Origin of the sequence: Rhizobium sp. 768_B6_N1_8 (assembly GCF_051811225.1) — a bacterium.
In the GTDB taxonomy this organism is placed as follows: Bacteria; Pseudomonadota; Alphaproteobacteria; order Rhizobiales; family Rhizobiaceae; genus Rhizobium.
Genome location: NZ_JBPWPV010000002.1, coordinates 154,827 through 170,345 on the forward strand (window position 1 = coordinate 154,827; position 15,519 = coordinate 170,345).

A 15,519-nucleotide genomic window follows, 5' to 3' on the forward strand; every position below is an offset into this window, starting at 1 on the left:
TTCTCCTTCAGGTTTTTGAAAAACCGGCCTTGAAAAGACCGTCTCGGTAAAGCTCTTTTTGCCACTGCTCCTTGAAGGGCACCAAGGCGAGCCATTTCTCGACCTCGAAAGCAGGATTGAGGAGCTCGGCGCGTTGCCGATAAAACTGTGCCCGTTTTCGATCGCCGATCATCGCGCAACTGGCGGCCGCGATGCGATAGGCCGGTGCCTTGTCTTTCATCCGGTCGACATAGGCGAGCGCCTCTTCGTACTGTTCAAGGAAGTAGCTCGCCCCAGCTGCGCACCAGAGATAGGCGTCGGGTGCGATCGGATTGAGCGAGATCGCTTTCTTGATTTTCTCCAGCGCATCTTGCGGCCGCGATGCATGGACCAGCGTGTCCGCATGGCTATAGATCACATCGGCATAATGCGGGCTGAGGCTTTCGGCGAGGTCGAGTGCCGCAACGCTGTCATCAACAGCACCCTGGTAAAGTTTCGTTACGCCAAGTTCCCGATGCCCGGCTGCCGATTCTGAATCCCTCTCTATCGCCCGAAGTGCCTGATCTTCCGCAAGCTGCAGCAGGGCAGGATCGCCTTGCGTGGTCAATAGCCACTCGCTGGTAAATGTCCGCGACAGGCCTGTGAAAGCAGGGGCATAGTCTCGAGAAAAATGCAGTGCGCGCTTGAAGGATTTCCGTGCACGCCGGATATCCGGCAGGCTAAGCTTGGTAAGCAGACCGGCGCCAAGGAGATAGGAATGGTAGGCCTGCGGATCCGCCTCGTTACGAAGGCGAATGCTTTCGTTTCGCTTCAATTGTCCTGAGACGGCGTCGGCAAGTTTCTGGGCGATCAAGCGCCTCTGTGTCGGCAGCGTTTCGACCGCCATGTCAAATCGGGCTGCCCACAAGATCTCGTCGGTTGGAAAATAGATGAGTTGTGCATAAAGCCCCTCTCCGGAAAGCCGTGTGTCCAGGAGGTAGGAAATCGAATGCCGTTGAACGATGGTAGCCTTGTCGGAGTCGCGGCGGATCTGCTCGGCTGTATGGGGTGCGACGACGGATATGTTGCGCAGGGCGCAGAGCTCGATCGTGACGTCCTCGATAAGGGCGTCGGCAATTGCCGACTCCCGTGTCAGGGCCGCCGCACCGGGGGGCAGCAGTACAAGCCGCGGCGCGGATGTCGCGGTTATGATTTGCGGCATGCCGGCGTCTTGCTGCTCGGCGGTGAGACTGCGTGCCATTGCCACGGCTCTCGCCGCCTGCGGGCGGCGTTGCGAATGATCCTCTGCCGTGCCACGAAGGATCGATCGGATCTGCTCGTCACCGGGAAAGACTTCAAGAAGTTGAAGTCCCGAGCGGCGCAGAAGGCGACGTTCCTCGTCATCACGAATATGATCTGCAGCCCTGACGAAAATATCCCTTAAGGTGAGCAGGTGCAGCTGCCGTTCGCGCTCGATCCATCCATCGATTGCCTTGGTCGATGCGCTGAGACCGGCAATGAAGCCACGTTGCACGAGATCGCTGACGGCCGCCAATTGCGCCACCGGCTGCTCTTCCTTGCGCAATATGTCGAGATCAACCGACAGGACGTTCTTGTTCAGGCTGACGAAAGGTGGCCCGAAATTCAGTATCTGTTCGTCGGGTCCTGTCGTCGTGTCGCGAATGCGTGAAATCAACTTCCGCAAATTGAGATCGGCAAGATGATCTCCGGTCTCGTTCCACAAGAACCGCGCGAGCTCCTGTCGGCTGCGCTGCTGATCCGGCGAGCAATACAGATAGGCGAGCATCACCAGAGCCTTGACCGGATAGCGGATCGGCGCACCCAGGCCGTCTGTCAGTCGCAATTCGCCAAAAGTCTGGAGATGGATCACGAAAGCCCTCAGGCGCCGGTTTCTGGATGAATGACATCGATATCAGGGTGGGTGTTCCTGGCCAGGCTCTTGGCAAGGGCGACGAGCTTCTGGCGGATAGCCGGGCTCTCGATCGCCATGAAGGCGCGATTGAGGGCTTGGGCGTCCTTCGACGCCAAAAACGCATTCAGATCATCCCTGCCGTTGCTGACAAGGTTATAGGTGGTCGGCTCGGTGTCATTTTCGAAGAAGAACTGAACGGGTACGCCCAATGTCTCGGCGATCGTTTGCAGCCGGCTCGCGCCAATGCGGTTTATGCCTTTTTCATACTTCTGGATCTGCTGGAAGGTGACGCCGATCCGTTCGGCAAGTCCGACCTGCGATAGCCTGAGCAGCTTGCGGCGCGCCCGCACTCTGCTGCCGACATAGGCATCGATCGATGTGGGCGACTTGGCCTTCATGGCTGGAACCTCCGGTCACGGATGATCATTGCGAGGTTTGCGTCAAAATGCAACCGAAAGTAATACAATAATTTTCGTGATCAGCGCTGCGACGCTAGTAACATTTTGCCGAAATTTAGGTTTTCTGTATCGCAATCATTCGATTGGTAATGCCCGAATAAAGCATGAGAGTAAAAGGCTCGGCCTGGAAAACCGCAAGGCCTGGGAAAAGCTCTCCCTGGTCCGCTTTCGAACGAGGAGAGCCAAAGCGTTTTTCTCGCTGGATAAATGCGGAAGAAAGGTGCCTGAAGTTCATTTGCGGATAGACTTCGCTTGCGAGGGCCTTCGAGGCAAATTGCTCCAGCTGCCTGTTGCTCAAGCATAAAAAGGCGAAGACGGCAGGACCTCGATCACCGCTTCGATTTCGACCGGAATGCCGCCCGGCAACGAACCAGCTCCCATGGCGGTGCGGGCATGCATGCCGCGCTCACCGAAGACCTCGAAGAAGAGATTGGAGCATCCGTCGATCACGAAGGGGTGGCACGTGAAATCGGGTACTGCATTGACCATGCCAAAGACTTTCGCAACCCGTGCGACCCGATCGAGACTACCGAGACTGGCATGCGCAACCGATAGGAGGTTGATGCCGACCAGCCTTGCAAAGTGCTGGGCCTGATCGGCGCTATAATCGCGGCCGACGACGCCTGTGTAGGGTTTCCCATTCTCATCGAGGGGAGCAAGTCCGGACAAGAACAGAAGCCCGCCCGCTTCCACGGACGGAAGGAAGCGGGCAATCGGAGCAGGTGGAGGGGGAAGTTCGATGCCGAGTTCGCGGAGACGACCTGCGATGCCCATGCCTATTTCAGATCCGAGAAAGAGGTTGCGACAAACAGTTCCGACTGCAGGTTGGTCAGTCTGCCGGAGCCGCCTGGCGGCGGCCAGATGCCTTCCTTACTCGCCTGCGCTCTCGCCGCCATGCGGGCTTCGATCGTCTGGTACGGCCAGATATGTACCATCTTTTGCGGTCCTTCCTCGATGGATGCCATGTTGGTTAGGAGCGGCGACATTTCATAGCGGCGATCGATGATCTTGGCCCAGGCAGCTTCCGTCTCAGCTAGGCCGTTGGGGGCGAGCGTGTAGGTGCGGAACTCATAAAACGGACCGTAGGTCCCCGGCGAAATCGGCTTTGCAAAGGACAGCGGCTTGAAGGCCGTGCTCGTCACACCCGCGAGATGCGCGCCGATCTTATAGGGATCTTCTGCCGTCATCAGTCTGGCGCGCTCTTCCGCAATCGCCTCCACCCCCTCATAGGCCGTCAGGAAGGCGAAGCGATTCAGTGTGCCGAACTCGCAGGCAAAGGCCCCGAGCGGCCTGCCGGTCGCAGAGAAGCTTGCGTAGGCCTCGGGCAATATGGGCATGACGGCACCGAGCGTATTGGGCAACAGCGACAAGATCGTCAGGTCATAGATCATTTTCAGTCTCGCTCTTCCTGAAATTTTGAAGGGGTCTTTTAAAGGTGTTTCCGAGTTGGTACACCAAAGGAATGCCAATTGCACGCCAAAAAATAAAACGCGGCGGAAGAGCAGAGGAGTCGGCGAAATGACGGAACTGGTTTTAAAAGGTCGGGTGGTAGCGGCGTCGGGTCTCATCGAGAACGGCTGGGTTGCCGTTGCCGACGGGATGATCGCGGCGGTCGGGACCGGCAAGGCGCCAGCGGCGCCTGAAACGCAGGATTTTGGCGCGGCCTGGCTTTTGCCGGGAGCGGTCGACGGTCAGACCCATGCAGGAAGCCAGATCGGCTTTCCCGGCATGGCGCCGACGACGAAAGCTGCCGTGATCGGCGGCGTCACCACGATCGTCGATATGCCATACGACCATCCAACCCCGGTCACGACAGCGTCAGTGCTCCAGGAAAAGGTCAGCGCCATCCACCAGCATGCCGTCTGCGACGTCGCCCTGTATGGCACGGTCCCGCCGACACCTGACCTTGCCGATATCAGAGGGCTTGTCGATCTCGGGGTCTGCGCCTTCAAGATTTCGTCCTTCGAGGCGCACCCGGATCGCTTTCCCCGCATCGACAATGCCGCGACGCTAACCTTGCTGCATGCGCTGGAGGGCACGAGCCTTCCGCTCGGCCTGCATAATGAGGATCAGGAAATCGTGGCGCATGCGACGAAAACCCTGAAGGAGGCGGGTAAGATCAGTGCCGAATTTCACAGCCAGAGCCGTCCGCCGGTGGCCGAGCTTGCTGCCACAGGCACCTTTCTCGAACTCGCTGCCTCGACGAGCGCCCACGCCCATATCGTTCACATCTCCGTACCTGAGGGGTTCGAGATGGTGCGCGCCTATCGCGACAGAGGTGTTCAAGCGACCGCCGAAATGTGCGTGCACTATCTCCTCTTCGACGCCGATATCGACATGCCGCGCCTGAAAGGGCTGCTAAAGGTCAACCCGCCGATCCGCCCATGGCAGATCGAGGCGCTCTGGTGCGTGTTGGAGGAGGGGCTCTGCAGCTTCGTCTCTTCCGATCACAGCGCCTGGCCGCTGGAGCGAAAGACCAATGATTCGATCTTCGACGTGGCAGCGGGCATGCCGGGACTGGAAGTGATGTTGCCGGCCTTCTTTACTGCGGCGGCAAAGCGCAAGGGCGATGTCGAAGCTGCGCTGCTGACCGCCAGCTATCTTGCCGATCGCCCGGCGCGGTTCTTCGGGCTTTCAAAAAAGGGGCGCATCGCTCCGGGTTTTGATGCCGACATCGCCGTGCTCGCGCCAGAGAATTATGTCTACGACGCCAACGCAAATCCGGACGGTCCTGGCTGGAGCGCCTATCAGGGCATGATATTCTCGGTCAGACCTTCGGCGACCTTCGTTCGCGGGCGCAAGGCCTTCGACGGCGCCGCCGTAACCGAAACGCCGGGCTACGGCCGCTATATACCGCGTCGAGGATGACACGATACCAGGCACCACATATTCTGGGGCGATTGTCAGGCTAGCGGGCGCTGCCTGCCAACCGGTCGATGATGGCAAGTTTGACGCTTTCGATGTGGTGGGCCATTGCCTTGCGGGCCATTTCCTGGTCTCCGCTCGATATGGCATCGAGAAGTGCCGCATTTTCCTCAACGCCGAACTTGTACTTCGACGGATTGCGATAGGCGTTGAAGACATGGGTGCGCCGGCGCAGGTCGCGGATCATGCCGGCCAAAAGCGCGTTGCCTGCCGCATCGGCGATTTCGCCGTGCAGCATGTCGTCGATTTCCCAGATCTCGCTGAGCGAGGGGGCCGGTTTGTTGCCAAGTTCCTGGAGTGCTGCGCGGATTTCCTCGATGCGCGCCGGGGGGATGCGGCCTGCGGCAAGTCGAGCAGCCTCCGATTCCAGGAGCTGGCGCACATGCAGCAGCTCGACGAAAGCTTCCGTCGAAAACGGGCTGACGGTGACGCCACGGCCCGGCTGCTTGTAGACAAGACCTTCCGCTTCAAGTCGGCCAAGAGCTTCCCGGATCGGCGTGCGCGAGGCGTTCAATCGATCGGCCATGCGCCGTTCGACGATGACATCGCCCGGCCGCAGCTCACCGCGGATCAAAATGTCGATCAGCTGCTCGTAGACCTGCCCGGTCAGGTTCGCGCGTTCTGACGAAAGCGCTTCGGCAAACTGGTCATGGTCAGATTCGGTCATGCTCACCCCCGATCAAAATCTTCTATCCACTAACCCAGCTTGTGCTCCACTGGAAGACGATAGGAATAATCTTGGTATTCCAAACCCCTGTTTTCTGCGAAGGATCCAACCAACCTGCGTCTTTTCGCGAAAATCCGTTGTGAAACAGGGCTTGGCAAACGGTAAAAGCCGCGCTAAAAGTTTGGTATACCAATGGCGTGCAACGTGTCTGCCAACAAATGGAGATCGATAGTGGCTGTCAAACCCTGGCGCGCAACCAGTATCCAAATGCGAAGTGAACGGGCAACACAGGCATCCGACGACGAGGCGGCGCGTGCCGTCATTAGGCGCAATCTCGACCGGTTGATCGGCCTGATCGAGACGGCTTGCGCGTCGAACGAGAAGCCGGATCTCGTCGTGTTTCCGGAGTTTGCCCTGCAGGGGCCACCGCTTTCCATGACCGTGACCCCCTGGATCCAGAGAGCCTGCTCGACGATCCCCGGTCCTTTGACCGCCCCGCTGCAGGCGCTTGCCAGGCGCGAAGAAATTTATATCGCCGGCAACATGTTCGAAGCGCCGCCCGAGTGGCCCGGCCGTTACTTCAATTCGTCCTTTCTGATCGGACGCGACGGCGAGATCGTCGTCAATTACCGCCGCGTCAATACGGCGGCCTTTCCCTCGGTTCATGATTTCATGTCCGACTATCTACGTGCGACACCCCAGGACCAGGTGTTCCCGATTGCCGATACCGAACTGGGGCGGCTGGCGCTGATCCCCTGCGGCGAAATCAATGTTCCTGAGGTGGCCCGCTGTTACATGATGCAGGGCGCTGAAGTGATCCTGCATCCGACCAACTCCAAGTTCACGACGGGCCAAGAGGCGGCCAAGGTCGCGCGCGCGGCAGAGAACATGTGTTATCTGATCAGCGCCAATGTCGCAGGACCGATCGGCTTTTCTCCCGACAACTCCATCCTCGGCGGCCGCTCGCATATTCTTGATCATTTCGGCGACACCATCGCCTTTGAGGAAAGTGCTGCGGAAGGTGTCGGCGTTTCCGGCATCATCGACATCGAGAGGCTCCGCCTCGATCGCCGCACCGATACCGGAACTCACAATCCGCTGCTGCGCGCCCGTTTCGAGATGTACCGGCCCTACTACCAGCAGGCGACCTTCTATCCGCCTGACCACTTTCGCGATGTGCCCATGATGAATGCTGCGGAGACGAAAGCGGCCGTCGACATCTCGCGGGCCAACCTGGAACGCGTGCGCGTTCTCGAACCTCTTTCCAGCCGATGACATCAAGGAGACAAGCATGATCACTGCCGAGGAAAACGAACAGCTCTGCCGCGTCGGCAAGGGCACGTTGATGGGCAATTTCTTCCGCCAGTTCTGGATACCGGTCTGCATGTCGTCGGAGCTGAAGGCGGACGGCGATCCGATACGCCTGATGATCCTCGGCGAAAAGCTCGTCGCCTTCCGCGACAGCGAGGGCAGGGTTGGCGTGTTCGACCATCGCTGCCCGCACCGCTGTGCATCGCTGTTTTTCGGGCGCAATGAAATGGGCGGCATTCGCTGCGCCTATCACGGCTGGAAATTCGACGTCACCGGCAAATGTCTCGACCAGCCGAACCTCGAGGACAAGTCGAAATATCCGGCCGGTACGCCGGCGATTGCCTATCGCGTCAAGGAATCCGGCGGTCTCGTCTTTGCCTATATGGGCGAGGAGCAGGCCAACCCGCCGGAACTGCCGGAGCTCGAAGCCATCATGGCCGAGGGCGACGACCGCAACATCGCGCTGACCCACCGTGACTGCAATTACATGCAGGCGCTCGAAGGCGATATCGACACATCGCATCTGGGCTTCCTGCATGTCGGCGGTATCGATGGCGAGAAGCTCGATCTCAGCGATCCGGAAGTCTTCACCGTCACCGAGAAGGCGCCGAAGATCAACGTCTCGGTCATGCCGTTCGGGACCATGTATTCGGCGCAGCGAAACGCCTATGAGGGAACCGAACACCACCGTTTCGCGAGCTATGTCTTCCCCTTCTGGGTCACCTATCCGGGTGGCGAGATCGAAGGCAATATTACCGCCAACGCCTGGGTTCCGATCGACGACACCTCGACCATGATCTTCAACATCGATCTTGGTCGCAAGGATGGCCGGAAGAAGAACCTGAAATACAAGGATGGGACGCCGGTCGGCGGCCTTGCCCGGCCGCTTGAATACCATCCCAACACCACCGACTGGAAAGGTCGCTGGCGCCCGGTCAAGGATCGCTCCAACGATTACGGGATCGACCGCGAGTGGCAGCGTAATGGCGACAGCTATACCGGCATCGTCGGTGTGCCGCTGCAGGACCAGGCCATCCAGGAGTCCATGGGATATGTCGTCGATCGCGATATGGAGCATCTCGCCGCTTCAGACCGCATGGTCATCCTGACGCGCCGCGTCATGCTCGACGCAGCCAAGGAATATGCCGAAAGCGGCAAGCTTCCAGATATCGTCCGCCAGCCGGAACTGGCGCGTGATGCCCGCGGCGGCGACATCGTCGTGCCCCACGGTACCGATTGGCTCGAGGGCTATGAGGAAAAGATGGCTGCGATCAAGGGTTATCGACCGAAGCTGTCGGCCGCCGAATGATGGACGGCAGCTACCCCCATGTGAGCGGTGCGGCAAACGCGCCGGTCCCATCCATCCCGACGAGCGAGCCCGTTCAGGAGCAAAGGAGCGATATGGCTGAACCCGCGGTTCTTTCCCTGCGCATCCTGGCGATCCGTTATGAAGCGGAAACGATCCGCTCCTTCGAACTCGTCTCGCCCGATGGCGGGTTGCTGCCTTCCTTTGCGCCGGGCGCCCATATCGATCTTGCCTTGCCCGGCGATCTCTCCCGCAGCTACTCGCTGACGAGCGACGGCCAGAGGCCGAAAAGCTATGTGATCGCCGTCAACCGGGACGCGTCGAGCCGTGGTGGCTCGGCCTATCTCTGCGAGACCGCCAGGGTCGGCGATATCGTCACGGTTCAGCCGCCACGCAATAAATTCGCTCTGGAAGAAGACGCGGATCAGACCGTCTTCTTCGCAGGTGGTATCGGCATTACACCTGTCGTCGCGATGATCCGTCGCATGGAAGCGCTTTCGAAGACCTGGAAGCTCATCTATGCCGGCCGCAGCCGCCGAAGCGCTGCCTTCGTCAGAGAACTCGAGCACCTGGAGGCAATCGAGCCCGGCCGCGTCCTGTTCCATTTCGACGACGAGAAGGGTGCAGTCCTGCCGATTGCGGACCTCGTCGCATCCTCTCCTGACGATGCGCATCTTTACTGCTGCGGCCCGGCCCCGATGATCGACGCCTTCAAGAATGCGGCGGCAGCACGTCGGGACGAAACGGTTCATGTCGAGCATTTCTCGGCCACGGTCGAGCAGTCGACCACCTCCTTCACGGTGGTTCTGAAGCGTTCTGGCAAGGAATTTCTCGTCCCGGCGGGCAGGACGATCATGGACGTCCTGCAGGACGCCGGCATTCGCGTCGCCTATTCCTGTCGGGAGGGCGTCTGCGGTACCTGCGAAACTCGTGTTGTCGAGGGTGTGCCGGATCACAAGGACAATGTTCTCTCAGCGCGCGAACAGGCTTCCAACAAGCTCATCATGATCTGCTGCTCGGGCGCTAGGAGCGACCGGCTTGTTCTCGATCTCTGATTCCATAATCCGACAAGCATTGACGACGAATCCCGGCCAGAGAGCCGGGCTTCGTCGTTTGGGTGCTTTGTCGGTCACTGGCGATCCGCGATCAGTGCAGCCGAAAAGAAAACGCCCTTTGGGCGGCGCGCTCATTACACCTAGCTTGCAGCCCTATCCCCTGTCCGCAACGGCCGTGCTCGCCTTCCAGGGGATGGCGATCCGCTCGATCCGTTCCAGCACGGCAAAGAACACGACGCCGATGAGCGAGATCACCACGACGGAGGCGAATTGGCGAGCAATGTCGAAATTCGCGCCGGCAATCAGGATCAGGTAGCCGAGACCCTTATCCGCACCGATGAATTCGGCGACGATGGCGCCGATGACTGACAGCGCCGTTGCAAGCTTCAGACCTGCAAAGATGCTGGGAAGTGCCTGCGGCAGGCGGAACTTCCAGAAGGTCTGCCAGCCGCTCGCACCCATGGAGCGTGACAGGTAGATCATCTCCCGCGAGGCAGACTTCAGTCCCATGACCGAATTGATGACGATCGGGAAGAAGGACAAGAGGACCACGATGACGATCTTCGGGGCCATTCCGTAGCCGAACCAGGTCAGCATCAAGGGCGCGATGGCAACCTTCGGAATCGTCTGGCTGGCGACGATCAGCGGATAGATCGCCTTTTCCATAAAGCGTGAATAGACGATCATGACCGCCAGTGGCACGCCGACGGCGACGGAACACAGGAAGCCGAGCAGCACTTCGCTCATTGTAACCAGCGCGTTCGGCGCCAGGCGATGTGCGTTTTTGACGATTTCCTCGAATATGTCCGAGGGTGGAGGAAGAATGAAAGCGGGAATCTGAGCAATACGGACGCAGAGCTCCCAGATGATGAGGAGGCCGGCAAGGGCCCAGAGTGCCGGAGGAACTGCGCCGAGGGCGCGTGAAACCAGGTTCTGGCGGTATTCGATGTGAGTGTCGGCAATCGGTGCCATGATCAATACTCCTCGCGAAAAACGCCAAGTCCCTTGAAGATCGCCGTCAGCTCCCGCGTATAGGCGGAAAATTTCGGATCCTCGCGCATGGCAAGTCGCCGCGGGCGCGGCAGGTCGATATCGATGATCCGCTCGATGCGGCCCGGACGCGGCGACATGACGACCACCCGATCGCTGAGGAAAATCGCTTCCTGGATCGAGTGGGTGATGAAGAAGACCGTCATCTCGTTATCGGCGCAGAGACGCAGGAGATCGATCTGCAACTGGTCGCGGGTCATGGCGTCGAGCGCACCGAAAGGTTCGTCCATCAACAGGAGCGGCGGCCGGTGCAAGAGCGCCCGACAGATCGATACGCGCTGGCGCATGCCGCCGGATAGTTCCTTCGGATAGGCGTCCTCGAAGTCTTCGAGCGAAACCATCTTGAGCAGCTGACGCGCCCTATCTTTCGCCTGGGCGATATCGGATTTGCGGACTTCCGCCTGTAGCAGAACATTCTGCAGGGCGGTGCGCCATTCAAGCAGCACGTCTTGCTGGAAGACGACGCCTGCTTCTGCGTTGGGTCCGTCGATATGCTTGTCGCCGACCATGATGCGGCCGAGCGATACCGATGTCAGGCCGGCAAGCAGCATCATCAGCGTGCTCTTGCCGCAGCCACTCGGTCCGAGCACCGAGACGAACTCGCCCTTACCAATCGACAGATTGATGTCTTGAAGCGCATGCACCGTACCCTTGCGGGTCTGGAAGGTTTTCGAGACGCCGGAAATGGCGATGTGCTTCGACGTCACCTTGGGAATGCTGTGTTGTGATGGAATGGCGTTCATCTCTGCATCTGGGTCTGACCCATCTCCTGTGAGGCCCCCGGGGCCGAGAAATTCCGTACGGGCGAGCCGCCCATTCAGATCGAGCGAATGGCGCCGCCATCGACACGCAGCATGCTGCCGGTGACGTAGCTTGCCGGTACCCCGGCGAGAAATGCTGCGACGGCGCCGAATTCTTCCACGGTGCCGTAGCGTTCGGCCGGAATGGTTGCGGCTGATTCTGCGCTGATATCCTCGACCGGTCGTCCGCTGCGTTCGGCCTGGGCCGCGTCGAGCGATCGCGTTCTTGAGGTTGCGATCCGCCCCGGTAGCAGCATGTTGACGGTCACGCCGTCTTTCGCCACTTCACCGGCGAGGGTCTTCATGAAGCCGACGAGCGTCGAACGAAGCGCGTTGGAAATCGGCAGATGCGGGATGGGCTGGACGACGCCGCTGGAAGCAATGGTGATGATCCGGCCCCATTTCTGCGCCCGCATTGCCTGTACGAGATCGAGTGTCAGCGACAGGACGGGACGAACCATGGCGTCGAACTGCGCAGAAACGATATCGACATCGACTCCCGAGGGAATGCCAGGTGGCGGGCCGCCGGTATTGTTGACGAGGATATCAACCCTACCCTTGTTTCGTGCGGCTTCGCTGATTTTGCTGGCAGCATCGGGATCGGAAAGATCCGCTACTGCGAGATAGCACCTGGCCTGCTGATCCTCGGGCAGGCTCTGTCGCGCGGCTTCGAGACGATTGGGCGAGCGGCCGCTGAGCGTGACGCTCGCGCCTTCGGCAAGAAGCGCCTTGGCGACAGCAAGGCCCAACCCCTTGCTGGCGCCAAGTACCAACGCGTGTTTGTTGTTCAGTCCGAGATCCATGGGGAAGTCCGCGCCCCTGCGGGCATTTCGATGAGATGAAGGTGGCGCGCGCGCCACCCGGGAGCGCATCAATTGGCCGGCAGGTAGGATCCGTCATAAATCTTGGCGGGGGTCAGGCCGGGGGCCATGCCGCTGTATTTCTCAAGAAGCGAGATCGTCAGAGTAATGTCCTGCTCGGCGACCCAGCCATAGGGCTTGCCCTCGGAAGCGGCCGTATGCTCGTATTTCGGCATGTTCTTAATCTCGCCCTTGATCCCTTCTTCGTTGGAGTCAGGGCGGGCTTCCATCAAGATCTTCAGCGCTTCGTCGGGATTGGCCGCAGCTTCGGCCTTGCCCTTCTGCAGAGCGGCCAGGAAACCGCGAACGGCGTCCCCGTGTTTCGTCAGATAGTCTTTTCGAACGATGACGCTCGAACCCAAAATGTTCACACCGTAATCGGCAAACAGCATGGGCGGCTCGATGGCGGCCCGTTCGGCGACCTTGTCGCCATCCGGATTGGCCCAGCCGTTGATGAAGTCGACATCGCCCTTCAAAAGCGCGACCCGGTCGCCGCCGCCATTGATCATGATGACCTTGACCTTGTTCATATCGACGCCATTGGCTTCGGCGAAGGCTTTGATCATGCCGTCCTCGAAATTACCCGCATCGGTACCGAGCCGCTTGCCCTCGATATCCTTCGGGCTGTTGATGCCGGAGCCCTTGAGGCTGATGACCGATGTCGGGTCCTTTTGGAGCAGACCGGCCACGGCAACGATTGTGTCGGCGCCGGCTGCCTGCTGCGCCTGCGCCAGCGCGCCGAGGCCGGCAATGCCGATTTCGAAATCACCGCTTCCGACGGCCTGAATGGTGCCGGTGCTGCCATTGCCGTCGACGATGTTCACGTCGAGGCCCTTTTCGGCGAAGTATCCCTTGGCGGCTGCAACGAAAATCGGCGCATCCACGCCGCCGGCGACCCAGGCCAGCCGGAGATTAATCTTCTCATGATCCTGTGCGAGAGCGTTGCTCGCAACGGGCGCACAGAGCATCGTCAATCCGACGAGCGGCATCACCAGATGCTTCATTTTTTTCCTCATCTCGATCCCCATTTCTTATGTTGGCATTCAGATGGTATGCCAAGGGAATATCGCGTGTCAATGTGTCAATGTTGCAATATTAAGCACCATTACTTTGTGATTATTTTATATGCAAAGCAACGTTTGAAGGGCCGCAAAGTGGCCGAGTTTGCGACCCGCAATTGTTCGTGTCGGGTTCTGAAGTAGGGGCAGCGAGGTTGGCGCCTCAGCGCGCTCCTCATGAGCCCTCCATGGACTTTATACCGGTGCAGCCAGAAATCTGGCCGTCCCCGTCGTGATGGCGGCGACGCTCAGGCGTCGATATTGCGAATGATCCGTGCGGCCGTCAGGTTGGAAATCGCCTTTTCGTGGACGGGCGAGAGCTCGGAATAGGTTTCGAAAGCCTTCTTGGCGAGCGCATCGACCGGATAGAATTCAGCAGCCGAGAAATAATCGCGATACATTTCCCAGCGCGTTCGCAGGAGGGCATTGCCCATATTCGTATCCCGGCGGGCTGATTGCAGCGCGCCGATATCGATAACGGCACTCGCCGCGAGGCTTTCGGCGTCGGATCCCTCAAAGGCCAAATAGTTTCCGTTGAAGTCGACGATTTGCGAATGCCCGCCGCGCTCCTGGTCCGAAAAGCCGATCTGCCCCGAAACATTGGTGCTGATGAGGTAACACATATTTTCCGCGGCACGGCAGATCTTGGCGGCGTCGGCCCGCGCATTGGCTGGTTCATTGGAAGGATGCAGCAGGACTTCCGCACCCCGCATCATGAAGACGCGTGAGAGTTCCGGCACGCTGACCTCGCCGCAGGGGAAGATGGCAAGCCGGCCAAGTTCGGTATCGGCGACAGGAAAGATCCCGTCTTCGCCATAGGCCTCGCGATACTGGCTGAGAATATCATGCGGCGAGGTCCAGCTTGCCGTGTTGATGCGCCGGTAGCGCAGGATGATCTCGCCTTTGGCATCGAGCAGGAAGGAGGAATTGAAATAGCGGTCGGGCCAGCGCGGATCGACCTCGAAGTGATTGCCGGCAATGTAAATGTCGTGCTGGCGTGCGATGGCCGCAAGGCGCTCGGTGATCGGTCCCGGAATGGTGGTGCAGGCGCGATCGATCCATTCGCTGACGGGCGTTGCGCGCGGCGGGCCTTGAAAGACGAATTCCGGCAGAACAACGAGCCTGGGCGGCAGTTCGCTTTTGCATGCTGTTTCGATCAGCCGGACCGTCTCATCAAGGTTCTCCTCGATGATCTGCCATGCTTCTTCCCGCGTTTTCGCATTGCTGGCGATCTTGCTGTCCATTTGGATGCATGTTGCCCTCCACGGTTGAATCGACATTAATATCTCCTTTAGTGATCTAGGTGTTCCAATGGAATACCAATGGCACGCAGTCGTCAATATGGTTCGTTGGCTTCCACGCGCGGTGACTGTGCAAGCAAAATCGATTGCTTCACAGGCAAGGTTGGTATATCGCCGGTCCACCAACTAACGGGGTTCGAATGACATTTTCCGATACGGCAGCGGCGGGGCGTGTCTTCCCGCTTTCAGCAGAAGGCGAGCCCAGCCTCAGCGAATTTGCCTATGCGCAGATCCTGGATCTGATGCTGTCCGGGCGCCTCCAGGCCGGTGCCGTCCTGCAGGAACGCAAGCTCGCCGAGATGCTGTCGATTTCGCGTACGCCCGTGCGCGAGGCGCTCGGCCGGCTGGAAACGGAATCGCTTGCCATGCGCCGGCAGGGCCGGATGCTCGTCGTTGCGGATGTGAGCATCGAAACCTACATGAACCTGCTTGATATGCGCCGGATTCTCGAAGTTGAGGCAGCCGCGCGCGCCACTGGGCAACTGGCGGCTGATGAAGCGGAGAAGGTGCGCGTCGCGATCCGCGGGCTGCTGCAGCTTCCTAAGATCACGCCGGCCGACCACTGGTCCGTCGATGATCTCGTGCACGGAACGATCGCCGAAGCTGCCGGAAATCCGATGGTTGCCGCGGCGATCCGAGACCTGCGCCGCCGCACCCATATCTTCAATACGGCGCGCATGCCCCATCGCCTGCAGCCGGGCGGCAGCGAGCATATGGCCTTGATCGATGCGGTTGCCGGCGATGATCCCCAACTGTCGCGCCGGCTGATGGGCGATCATCTCGACAATGTGCGCGATGCCATCATCGACTTCATCCTCGGGCGGCGGAGAGGCTGAC

At 59.6% G+C, this 15,519-nt stretch carries 15 protein-coding genes; 5 read left to right on the top strand and 10 right to left on the bottom strand.

Annotated elements, in window-relative coordinates; all coding sequences use genetic code 11:
• Positions 1 to 7: 7 nt before the first annotated feature.
• The 4 genes from AB8B33_RS24980 to AB8B33_RS24995 form a co-directional block, all read right to left on the bottom strand.
• Positions 8 to 1,849: a peptide antibiotic resistance protein gene (locus tag AB8B33_RS24980; protein ID WP_439017406.1), complete on the bottom strand. Its 1,842-nt coding sequence runs from the start codon at positions 1,847 to 1,849 to the stop codon at positions 8 to 10.
• An 8-nt stretch (positions 1,850 to 1,857) separates the two neighbouring features.
• The gene (locus tag AB8B33_RS24985) at positions 1,858 to 2,289 is read right to left on the bottom strand and encodes a helix-turn-helix domain-containing protein (protein ID WP_439017407.1); all 432 of its coding nucleotides are present in this window, start codon (positions 2,287 to 2,289) and stop codon (positions 1,858 to 1,860) included.
• A 354-nt stretch (positions 2,290 to 2,643) separates the two neighbouring features.
• On the bottom strand, positions 2,644 to 3,123 hold the full coding sequence (locus AB8B33_RS24990) for a RidA family protein (protein ID WP_310382214.1): 480 nt from the start codon (positions 3,121 to 3,123) through the stop codon (positions 2,644 to 2,646).
• 2 nt (positions 3,124 to 3,125) lie between these two features.
• A complete protein-coding gene (locus AB8B33_RS24995; protein ID WP_439017408.1) occupies positions 3,126 to 3,740 on the bottom strand; it encodes an NIPSNAP family protein in 615 nt (204 codons plus the stop codon).
• Between the two features lie 127 nt (positions 3,741 to 3,867).
• Here AB8B33_RS24995 and AB8B33_RS25000 point away from each other — a divergent pair, with 127 nt between their 5' ends.
• Positions 3,868 to 5,217 (top strand): dihydroorotase, encoded by a 1,350-nt coding sequence (locus tag AB8B33_RS25000; protein WP_439017409.1) that lies wholly within the window; start codon positions 3,868 to 3,870, stop codon positions 5,215 to 5,217.
• 40 nt (positions 5,218 to 5,257) lie between these two features.
• Here AB8B33_RS25000 and AB8B33_RS25005 read toward each other — a convergent pair whose 3' ends face one another.
• The gene (locus tag AB8B33_RS25005) at positions 5,258 to 5,941 is read right to left on the bottom strand and encodes a GntR family transcriptional regulator (RefSeq protein ID WP_439017410.1); all 684 of its coding nucleotides are present in this window, start codon (positions 5,939 to 5,941) and stop codon (positions 5,258 to 5,260) included.
• Between the two features lie 231 nt (positions 5,942 to 6,172).
• Between AB8B33_RS25005 and AB8B33_RS25010 the strand changes: the two genes are divergently transcribed.
• The 3 genes from AB8B33_RS25010 to AB8B33_RS25020 all read left to right on the top strand — a co-directional run bounded on the left by AB8B33_RS25010 (position 6,173) and on the right by AB8B33_RS25020 (position 9,613).
• Positions 6,173 to 7,216 (top strand): nitrilase-related carbon-nitrogen hydrolase, encoded by a 1,044-nt coding sequence (locus tag AB8B33_RS25010; protein WP_439017411.1) that lies wholly within the window; start codon positions 6,173 to 6,175, stop codon positions 7,214 to 7,216.
• A gap of 16 nt (positions 7,217 to 7,232) precedes the next feature.
• Positions 7,233 to 8,561, top strand: a complete 1,329-nt coding sequence (locus AB8B33_RS25015; RefSeq protein ID WP_439017412.1) for a Rieske 2Fe-2S domain-containing protein — start codon at positions 7,233 to 7,235, stop codon at positions 8,559 to 8,561.
• Between the two features lie 92 nt (positions 8,562 to 8,653).
• The gene (locus tag AB8B33_RS25020; protein ID WP_439017413.1) at positions 8,654 to 9,613 is read left to right on the top strand and encodes a PDR/VanB family oxidoreductase; all 960 of its coding nucleotides are present in this window, start codon (positions 8,654 to 8,656) and stop codon (positions 9,611 to 9,613) included.
• Positions 9,614 to 9,766: 153 nt separating this feature from the next.
• On the opposite strand, the gene AB8B33_RS25025 is transcribed toward AB8B33_RS25020, so the two are convergent.
• The 5 genes from AB8B33_RS25025 to AB8B33_RS25045 all read right to left on the bottom strand — a co-directional run bounded on the left by AB8B33_RS25025 (position 9,767) and on the right by AB8B33_RS25045 (position 14,661).
• A complete protein-coding gene (locus tag AB8B33_RS25025) occupies positions 9,767 to 10,585 on the bottom strand; it encodes an ABC transporter permease (RefSeq protein ID WP_439017414.1) in 819 nt (272 codons plus the stop codon).
• A gap of 2 nt (positions 10,586 to 10,587) precedes the next feature.
• The gene (locus AB8B33_RS25030; protein ID WP_439017415.1) at positions 10,588 to 11,406 is read right to left on the bottom strand and encodes an ABC transporter ATP-binding protein; all 819 of its coding nucleotides are present in this window, start codon (positions 11,404 to 11,406) and stop codon (positions 10,588 to 10,590) included.
• A 74-nt stretch (positions 11,407 to 11,480) separates the two neighbouring features.
• Positions 11,481 to 12,266 carry an SDR family NAD(P)-dependent oxidoreductase gene (locus tag AB8B33_RS25035; RefSeq protein ID WP_439017416.1) on the bottom strand — a complete coding sequence of 262 codons (786 nt, stop codon included), beginning with the start codon at positions 12,264 to 12,266 and terminating at the stop codon, positions 11,481 to 11,483.
• A 68-nt stretch (positions 12,267 to 12,334) separates the two neighbouring features.
• Positions 12,335 to 13,327, bottom strand: a complete 993-nt coding sequence (locus tag AB8B33_RS25040; protein ID WP_439017417.1) for an ABC transporter substrate-binding protein — start codon at positions 13,325 to 13,327, stop codon at positions 12,335 to 12,337.
• 302 nt (positions 13,328 to 13,629) lie between these two features.
• Positions 13,630 to 14,661 carry a nitrilase-related carbon-nitrogen hydrolase gene (locus AB8B33_RS25045; RefSeq protein WP_439017418.1) on the bottom strand — a complete coding sequence of 344 codons (1,032 nt, stop codon included), beginning with the start codon at positions 14,659 to 14,661 and terminating at the stop codon, positions 13,630 to 13,632.
• Positions 14,662 to 14,822: 161 nt separating this feature from the next.
• On the opposite strand from AB8B33_RS25045, the gene AB8B33_RS25050 reads away from it, so the two are divergent.
• Complete coding sequence (locus AB8B33_RS25050) at positions 14,823 to 15,518, top strand: GntR family transcriptional regulator (protein WP_439017419.1); 696 nt, start codon at positions 14,823 to 14,825, stop codon at positions 15,516 to 15,518.
• Position 15,519: the final 1 nt, after the last annotated feature.

Excerpts from the sequence above, each read along its gene's own strand:
- AB8B33_RS25035 (WP_439017416.1), bottom strand. The coding sequence starts at position 12,266 with ATGGATCTCGGACTGAACAACAAACACGCGTTGGTACTTGGCGCCAGC.
- AB8B33_RS25005 (WP_439017410.1), bottom strand. The coding sequence starts at position 5,941 with ATGACCGAATCTGACCATGACCAGTTTGCCGAAGCGCTTTCGTCAGAA.
- AB8B33_RS25050 (WP_439017419.1), top strand. The coding sequence starts at position 14,823 with ATGACATTTTCCGATACGGCAGCGGCGGGGCGTGTCTTCCCGCTTTCA.
- AB8B33_RS25015 (WP_439017412.1), top strand. The coding sequence starts at position 7,233 with ATGATCACTGCCGAGGAAAACGAACAGCTCTGCCGCGTCGGCAAGGGC.
- AB8B33_RS24995 (WP_439017408.1), bottom strand. The coding sequence starts at position 3,740 with ATGATCTATGACCTGACGATCTTGTCGCTGTTGCCCAATACGCTCGGT.
- AB8B33_RS24985 (WP_439017407.1), bottom strand. The coding sequence starts at position 2,289 with ATGAAGGCCAAGTCGCCCACATCGATCGATGCCTATGTCGGCAGCAGA.
- AB8B33_RS25030 (WP_439017415.1), bottom strand. The coding sequence starts at position 11,406 with ATGAACGCCATTCCATCACAACACAGCATTCCCAAGGTGACGTCGAAG.
- AB8B33_RS25025 (WP_439017414.1), bottom strand. The coding sequence starts at position 10,585 with ATGGCACCGATTGCCGACACTCACATCGAATACCGCCAGAACCTGGTT.
- AB8B33_RS25020 (WP_439017413.1), top strand. The coding sequence starts at position 8,654 with ATGGCTGAACCCGCGGTTCTTTCCCTGCGCATCCTGGCGATCCGTTAT.
- AB8B33_RS25045 (WP_439017418.1), bottom strand. The coding sequence starts at position 14,661 with ATGTCGATTCAACCGTGGAGGGCAACATGCATCCAAATGGACAGCAAG.
- AB8B33_RS25040 (WP_439017417.1), bottom strand. The coding sequence starts at position 13,327 with ATGAAGCATCTGGTGATGCCGCTCGTCGGATTGACGATGCTCTGTGCG.
- AB8B33_RS25000 (WP_439017409.1), top strand. The coding sequence starts at position 3,868 with ATGACGGAACTGGTTTTAAAAGGTCGGGTGGTAGCGGCGTCGGGTCTC.
- AB8B33_RS24990 (WP_310382214.1), bottom strand. The coding sequence starts at position 3,123 with ATGGGCATCGCAGGTCGTCTCCGCGAACTCGGCATCGAACTTCCCCCT.